General features: G+C 62.1%; 7 protein-coding genes. 1 reads left to right on the top strand and 6 read right to left on the bottom strand.

Annotated features, from left to right (window positions below):
- On the bottom strand, nucleotides 1–442 hold a 442-nt coding region (locus tag PA598K_RS01610; protein WP_185601416.1), incomplete at its 3' end, for an ATP-binding cassette domain-containing protein.
- Between the two features lie 108 nt (nucleotides 443–550).
- Here PA598K_RS01610 and PA598K_RS01605 point away from each other — a divergent pair.
- Nucleotides 551–1,144, top strand: coding sequence for a biotin transporter BioY (locus PA598K_RS01605; protein ID WP_185601414.1), 594 nt, complete (start codon nucleotides 551–553; stop codon nucleotides 1,142–1,144).
- 83 nt (nucleotides 1,145–1,227) lie between these two features.
- Here the strand turns inward: PA598K_RS01605 and PA598K_RS01600 are convergent, their stop codons facing one another.
- The 5 genes from PA598K_RS01600 to PA598K_RS01580 form a co-directional block, all read right to left on the bottom strand.
- Entirely contained in the window at nucleotides 1,228–1,488 is a 261-nt protein-coding gene (locus tag PA598K_RS01600; RefSeq protein ID WP_128655153.1) for an HPr family phosphocarrier protein, read from the bottom strand.
- An 84-nt stretch (nucleotides 1,489–1,572) separates the two neighbouring features.
- The gene (gene ptsP, locus PA598K_RS01595; RefSeq protein WP_128655152.1) at nucleotides 1,573–3,288 is read right to left on the bottom strand and encodes a phosphoenolpyruvate--protein phosphotransferase; all 1,716 of its coding nucleotides are present in this window, start codon (nucleotides 3,286–3,288) and stop codon (nucleotides 1,573–1,575) included.
- 34 nt (nucleotides 3,289–3,322) lie between these two features.
- Nucleotides 3,323–4,477, bottom strand: a complete 1,155-nt coding sequence (locus PA598K_RS01590; protein WP_128655151.1) for a mannitol-1-phosphate 5-dehydrogenase — start codon at nucleotides 4,475–4,477, stop codon at nucleotides 3,323–3,325.
- A complete protein-coding gene (locus PA598K_RS01585) occupies nucleotides 4,474–4,914 on the bottom strand; it encodes a PTS sugar transporter subunit IIA (protein ID WP_128655150.1) in 441 nt (146 codons plus the stop codon). The genes PA598K_RS01590 and PA598K_RS01585 overlap by 4 nt, the downstream gene beginning before the upstream one ends.
- Nucleotides 4,915–4,962: 48 nt before the next feature.
- Nucleotides 4,963–6,784, bottom strand: a 1,822-nt coding sequence (locus PA598K_RS01580) for a BglG family transcription antiterminator (protein WP_185601412.1), incomplete at its 5' end; no start/stop codon positions are given.

Genomic DNA, 6,784 nt, shown 5'->3' with positions numbered 1-6,784 from the left:
TCGCGGTCAGCTGCTGCTCGCCGCCCGACATCTCGGCGACCGGACGATGCCGGATCGCAGAGAGACGGGTCTGCGCGAGGACGCGCTCCATCAACGTGCGGGCCTGCTCTTCCGGGGCGCCGCGCTGCTCTTGCCCGAGCAGCAGATCCTCCCATGGCGTCGCGCCGACGATTCCTGACTCCGGATGCTGGAGGACGTAAGGGTACGTCTCCAATGCGAGGGCACTGCGGATTTCGCCTGTTACGATGCAGTTGCGGTCGAGCTGGCCCGTCAGCAGCTTGACCAATGTGCTCTTGCCGCTCCCGTTGGGCCCGGCGAGCTGCACCCATTCACCGAGGGCGATACGCAGACTAATATGTTCGAGCAGCAACCGCTCCGCACTGCCTTGGCCCGAGGGGGAGACGACGGATACGTCCCTCAGCTCCAAACCATGTTGATTCATTATTTTCCTCCAGACTCTTCCCAAGAGGGCAGCTCTCATGCTATGATCCTAATTGTCAACCTGTTCATACATAAATACGGTTAACATTATAAAGGAGAGCTGCTGTCTATGTCCACATCTGTACGTCATCTAGTTTATATCGCTTTGTTTGCCGCCTTATTCATTTTGATGAGCTCCATCACGATTTATGTAACCGCCGTTCCGATAACGCTGCAGAACCTCGCGATCATGCTGGCTGGCGGCTTCCTTGGCGCTCGCTATGGCTTCTACAGCATCGGCCTTGTCATCGCGCTGACCGCAGCCGGATTGCCCTTGCTGCATGGTCGAGGCGGCTTGTCCTTGATTGTCGGGCCGACCGGCGGCTTTTTGTGGATCTTCCCGATCTGCGCGCTGCTGAGCGGCTGGTATGCTTCCCGTGTGCTCGCGGGGGCAGCCGAACGCTCGCGAGCGGCGACAACCGCCCTGCTCGCCGTCGGGTTCTTCATCTTCGGCTCTCTGATCTCCTACTTGAGCGGGGTGCCTTGGCTGGCCTATGCGCTGGAGGTGCCGCTAACGCGCGCGCTTGAGCTTGGCATGTACCCGTTCGTCGGCTTCGATGCCGTCAAGGCGCTGATCGCCGCGATTGTCCTGTCCGCCGCCTGGGCCTATCGTCCGCAGCTGAGCCGCACGCGACCAGACGATCGCGTCCGCTCCGTCAGTTAGTTTATTATAACGTTTCCTCCCGATACGCGGCAAGGCGGCGCAGACTTGGTCTGCGCCGCCTTGCCGTGGCTTCTGGCTGCCTTTTATTCATGGATTTCGGTGAGCAGTCGTCCCAGCACTTGCTGGGCCTCCTCCTCATGCTCCCCTTCCGTTTCGAGCAACACTTCCTCGTTTTGGGAGATTCCCAGCGTCAGCATGCTGAGCGAGCTTTTGCCGTTGACCCGTTTGCCTTTGCTCGTAACATAGATCTTGCATGGGAACTCCGATGCTTGCTTGACGAATGCCTTGATCGGCCGTACGTGGAAGCCGGTCGGATTCAATATTGTATAGATTTGCGAGGTCATCGCGCAACGCCTCCTTGGATGGGATGGGATGATCAGACGGTTGAAAATAATCCTACGGTCACGGGATCGATCTTCCGATCGCTGTTAGTTGAGACGGGCCGCAACCAGGTCGAGCACTTCCTGCTCGCTGCTCAGGCCTAGAGCCTCCTGGGCCCACTCCTGGCAGCTTGCGTAGTTCAGCTCTGCGAGCTGGCCGCGCGCGGGCAGGATCGCGGCGGCGCTCATGCTGAACTCATGCAGGCCGAGACCGAGCAGCAACGGGATCGCCCGCTCGTCGCCGGCCATCTCGCCGCACATTCCGACCCAGCGGCCATGCCCCGCAGCGGCATCGATGACTAGCTTGACGAGCCGCAGCACGGTCGGATGGCAGGGCTGGTACAGATAGCTCACCTGCTCGTTCATCCTGTCGGCCGCCATTGTATATTGGATCAGGTCATTAGTTCCGATGCTGAAAAAATCAACATGCGGGGCAAATATCGCGGCCCCCAGCGCCGCCGCCGGCACTTCGATCATCATGCCAATCTCAATGCTCTCCGAGATGGCCTCTCCCTCGCCGAGCAGTCGCTCCTTCTCTTCCTGCAGGATGCGCTTGGCCTCCAACAGCTCGCTCAGCACGGCGATCATCGGGAACATGATCTTCAGCTGCCCATGCTTGCTGGCGCGCAGCAAGGCGCGCAGCTGAGTGCGGAACAGCTCCGGATGCGCCAGACAGAGCCGCAGCGCCCGCTGGCCGAGGAACGGATTGTCCTCCTCCGGCAGCTCCATGTAGGGCAGCTCCTTGTCACCGCCGATATCGAGTGTCCGGATGACGACAGGCTTGCCATCCATCTTCTCGAGCACATACTTGTACTGCTGGTACTGCTCCTCTTCGCTAGGCAGCGAGGCGCGGCCCATATAGAGAAACTCGGTGCGGAACAGGCCGATCGCCTCCGCGCCGTTGTCGAGCACCTGCTGCATGTCCTCGACGTTGCCGATATTGGCAGCCAGCTCGACCCGATGCTCATCAAGCGTAACCGTCGGCTCATCCTTGAGCCGCGCCAGCTCGCGCTGCCGCGCTACATATTGCTCTCGCTCCCGCACATAGCGGGCCCGCTCCTCGGCATCCGGTCCGACGAGGATACGGCCCTCGCCCGCGTGTACGATCAGCTCCTCACCCGCGGTGATCTCCATCACCTGCGTGCCAGCGCCGACGACCGCCGGGACGCCGAGCGAGCGAGCCATAATCGCCGAATGCGAGGTGCGGCTGCCCACTCGTGTCACGAAGCCCTGCACGAGATTCAAGTCGAGCTGCGCCGTGTCCGAGGGCGTGAGATCGTCGGCGACGATGACGCATGGCTGCGTGATGCTCGCCAGCGAGCTGCCCTGACGGCCGCGCAGCGCATCCATGATGCGACCAGCGACGTCCTCGACATCGGCGGCCCGCTCCCGCAGCAGCTCGTTGTCCATATCACGCAGCGTCTCGACGAAGGACTGCGCCGTCTGATGCAACGCATACTCCGCCTTCAACCCCTCTCCGGCGATCTGCTCCTCGATCGCCTCGATCAGATCGGGGTCCTCAAGGACGAGCAGATGCGCCTCGAAGATCTCCGCTTTCTCCTCGCCCATCCGCTCGAGCGTCGCCTGGCGGATCTGCTCCAGCTCCGCTGCCGCCTTGGCGACCGCCTGCCGGAAACGCTCGACTTCCTCCTGCGGGCGATTCGCTTGCTCTGCTGGCGGCACATATCGCTCGGTAGCGATGATATAGGCCGGCCCGATCGCGATGCCCGGCGAAGCGGCGATGCCTTGTATCGTTGTCGTCATGCCGTTCCCCTCCTTGCTTGCTGAGTGTCCTTCGTTATCCGGCGTCAGGCGCTCCGCTATAGCTGCGATAAGCGTCCATCGCCGACGCGAGCAACGGGTCGCCCGCCGACAGTCCGGTGATCCGGGCGAGCGTCTGCGCCGCCCCGCTCTCCCGAATGCTCCGTTGCAGCTGTTGCGCATCCTCGTCACCCTCCGGGTCGAAGCGCAACGCCGCCGCCATCGCTCGCGTTAGATGCACGGCGGCAAGACCGATATCCTGCGCTTGACGAGCGGGGCGTACGAGCCGATCCTCCGGAGACAGTTTGCGCAGCGGTGAGCGTCCGACCCGCTCCACCTCGTCGACCAGATGCGGATTGCGGAACCGCCCGATGATCGTGTCGATGTAGCGCTGATGCTCGGCGCGGTCGAAGCCGTGCTTGACGCACAGCAGCTCGCCGGTCTCGGCGAGCGTGCCCGCCACCTCGGCCTCGACCTCCGGAAGCTGCAGCGCCTCCTGGATCGTCCCCGCCCCCAGCCGATAGCCATGATAAGCTGCGGTGCAATGCCCGGTATTGACCGTAAACAGCTTGCGCTCGATGTAAGGCGTCAGCTCATCGACATAATGAATGCCTGCAATGTCCGGCAGCGTAGACATCTTCCGCTCGACGACCCATTCGTAGAAGGGCTCAACCTTTACGAATAACGGGTCCTCATGCGTCTGGAGCGGCACGATACGGTCGACAGCGGCATTCGGAAAGGCAATCTGCGCGTCAGCTTGCATCCGTTCCTCCTCACGAAGCAACGGATACACCTGCTCTTGCAGCAGGTGACTGGCGCCGATCGCATTCTCGCAAGCGATCACCTGGAGCGGCTGATCTCCGCTAGCCAGACGCAGCGAGATGCCACGGGCGATGCCCGGAGCAATATGCTTCAGCGCCGCGACTCCTACCGCCGTCGTCACCAGATCAGCCTCCGCCACCGCAGCGGCTACCGTATCCAGGTCCGTCCCGTCGATCGCCGTAACGCCGCTCACGACAACGGTTTCCTGCTCGTCTGTCGCCAGCGCCACCTTGTAGCTTTTTCTCGTCCGCAGCTGTTCGACCAGCTCGCGGTTGACATCGACGAAGCAGACCTCATAGTTGGCTGCGCCAAGGATCAGACCGATGAAGCCCCGACCGATATTGCCAGCGCCGAAGTGAACAGCCTTCATTCCTCCGCTCCTTCATTGAACAGCCGGGCCAGCTCCGCAGCCGAGGATGCGTTGATGATCTTCTCCAGGTTTTCCTCTTCAGAGCAGACCATCGCGACATTCGTCAGCAGCTCCAGATGATCGTCGCCCAGCGCGGCGATACCTACGACGACGAAAGCCAGTTCGCCTTCGCCAAAGTCCACGCCGTCCGGCAGCTGTACGACCGACAGACCAGTCGAGCGGATCAATGCCTTCGATTCATTGGTGCCATGCGGGATGGCCAGACCGGCGCCCATATAGGTGGACAATGTTTTTTCCCGCTCGACCATCTTGTCGACATAGCCAGCCTCGGCATGACCGGCTTGCACCAGCAGTTCGCCAGCCAATCGGATCGCCTCGTATTTATCGTTTGCCTTGGCTCCTAGCTTCACCATCGATTCGGGTATCGTCAGACTCATGTTGTATCTCTCCTCTTCAATAGATTAACGATCTCAGCAGTCTTTTCTTTATAACCTGTGCATCGCTTCGAGCCAGGCTGCGGCGAGCCATTGCCGGATCTCCGGCTCTCCCCCCTGCTCCAACAGACGGATCAGCTCCGGCTCGAGCAGCATGGCGCTAATCTCGCTCAACAGACTGAGCTGCACCGCTGGCAGCTGCTGCGGGGCCAGCATATAGAGCAGACCACATACCGGCATCGAGGGCTCGCCCATCCGCAACGGTTGCTCCAATCGCAGGAGGACGAGCAACGGCCGGGGCACGTGCTCGCTCCGCGTATGGAGGAAGGCCAGCTCCGAGTCGGGCAGGATTAGCGAGCCATAGCTCTCCCTTCGCATCAGCTGTTCGGCGACCGCCGGTCCCTCGCAGAGGAGCTGCCGCTGCTCCAGCTCCGCCATCAAGCGTACGCTCAGGGCATGCAGGTCCTCCTCGCCGACCTGAGATAGACGGTACACGGCAAAGTGCCGCAGCAGTCGCAGCATTTCGTCTGCCGAGCGTTGAAGCTCCTGCAGCCGATAGAGCGGCGGCACGCCGGCAGCCGCAGCGTCTGTCGATGGCGGAGCGGCCGGGGCGGCCCGCTTGCGCTGCAGCAAGCGCCGCAGCGTCTCCTGATCCTCCTCGGGCAGCAGCGGGCTTAACTTTACATACTTGGAGGCAGGCAATGGCAGCTCGACTGTGGACAGGATCAGGTCATAGTCGGACTCGGGGATCCGCGAAGCCTCGTACCAGGACACATGACCGAGAATCTCCAATCTCGGAAACGACTTGGCCAGCCGCACCGCCAGCAGCCGCGAGGAGCCGATCCCGCTCGTGCAGACGAGCAAGGTCCGAAGCTGCCCGTCGCCGCTTACCTCCGACCGCTCCATCGACGCCCCGAAGTGCATCACCAGATAACCGATCTCCTCGTCTGGAATCGTCCAATCCGGATACACCTCGCAAACCGCCTCGGCTGTCGCCGCGAACAATTGATTATAATCGCCGCGGATCTGATGGAGCAGCGGATTGCGGATCGTCTCGCCCCTGCGGAGCCGCAGCAGGGCTGGCTCCAGATGCTGTTGGAGGCCTTCGAGCAGCAGTCGATCGCTTGTCAGGGGCATGTCGAGCAGCATCGACATGCGATCGACGAGCCGATATACATCGCGCTGCAATTCGGGGTCACCGATTAGCATCGAGAGGGATGTCTTGCGCATCCGCGCTCCCAGCAAGCCCCGTATATACGCCCGCTCCCTGGCGCTCGGCTGTTCATCGATGCTCTCCAGCCATTGCGATGTCTCGGCCTCGCTCGCCTCGGCGCCGTCAATGGCACTAGGCGGCTCATCGTCCGGGATCGCATGACCATCCCTACGGCGAGCAACAGCAACCGCAAGCTGCACGAGCAGCTTCGTATATTCGGCATCTGCGAGCTCGGACGGCTGCTGCTCCTCGAGACGCCAGAGCGCTTGCTCCAGCGTAAGCACCCGATCCAGTCCAGCAAGCTCGGCGACTCTGCGGGCCGCTGGAGGCAGCGAGTCGTAGGACGATTCGCCGAATAGCACGCGTTCATCCAGGACATCGAGCGCCAGCTCCGCGATCATCTCCCGCTTGCGCTGCTCCGGTCCCTCGAGCTGGACTCCATACCCCCGTTTGCGCAGCAACGTCAGGCCGTACGGAGCCAACGTCTGCTCGAGCTCGTCCAGATCCGCCGTCACTGTAGCGATCGTCACCTGCAGCTCGGAGGCAAGCGCGTACAGCTTGATCGGCTCCTGCGCGTCGAGCAACTGGCAGGCAAGCAGCAGCTCCCGCTCCTCGCTCGAGTAATCGACCGCTTGGAGCAGCAGTCCCTCGAGTCGGGCC

It is taken from the genome of Paenibacillus sp. 598K (assembly GCF_003851045.1).
Taxonomy (GTDB): Bacteria; Bacillota; Bacilli; order Paenibacillales; family Paenibacillaceae; genus Paenibacillus_D.
The sequence above is the reverse complement of the archived record's forward strand: the minus strand, read 5'-3'. Positions and strand labels throughout refer to the sequence as shown.

Excerpts from the sequence above, each read along its gene's own strand:
- PA598K_RS01590 (WP_128655151.1), bottom strand. The coding sequence starts at position 4,477 with ATGAAGGCTGTTCACTTCGGCGCTGGCAATATCGGTCGGGGCTTCATC.
- PA598K_RS01605 (WP_185601414.1), top strand. The coding sequence starts at position 551 with ATGTCCACATCTGTACGTCATCTAGTTTATATCGCTTTGTTTGCCGCC.
- PA598K_RS01600 (WP_128655153.1), bottom strand. The coding sequence starts at position 1,488 with ATGACCTCGCAAATCTATACAATATTGAATCCGACCGGCTTCCACGTA.
- ptsP (WP_128655152.1), bottom strand. The coding sequence starts at position 3,288 with ATGACGACAACGATACAAGGCATCGCCGCTTCGCCGGGCATCGCGATC.
- PA598K_RS01585 (WP_128655150.1), bottom strand. The coding sequence starts at position 4,914 with ATGAGTCTGACGATACCCGAATCGATGGTGAAGCTAGGAGCCAAGGCA.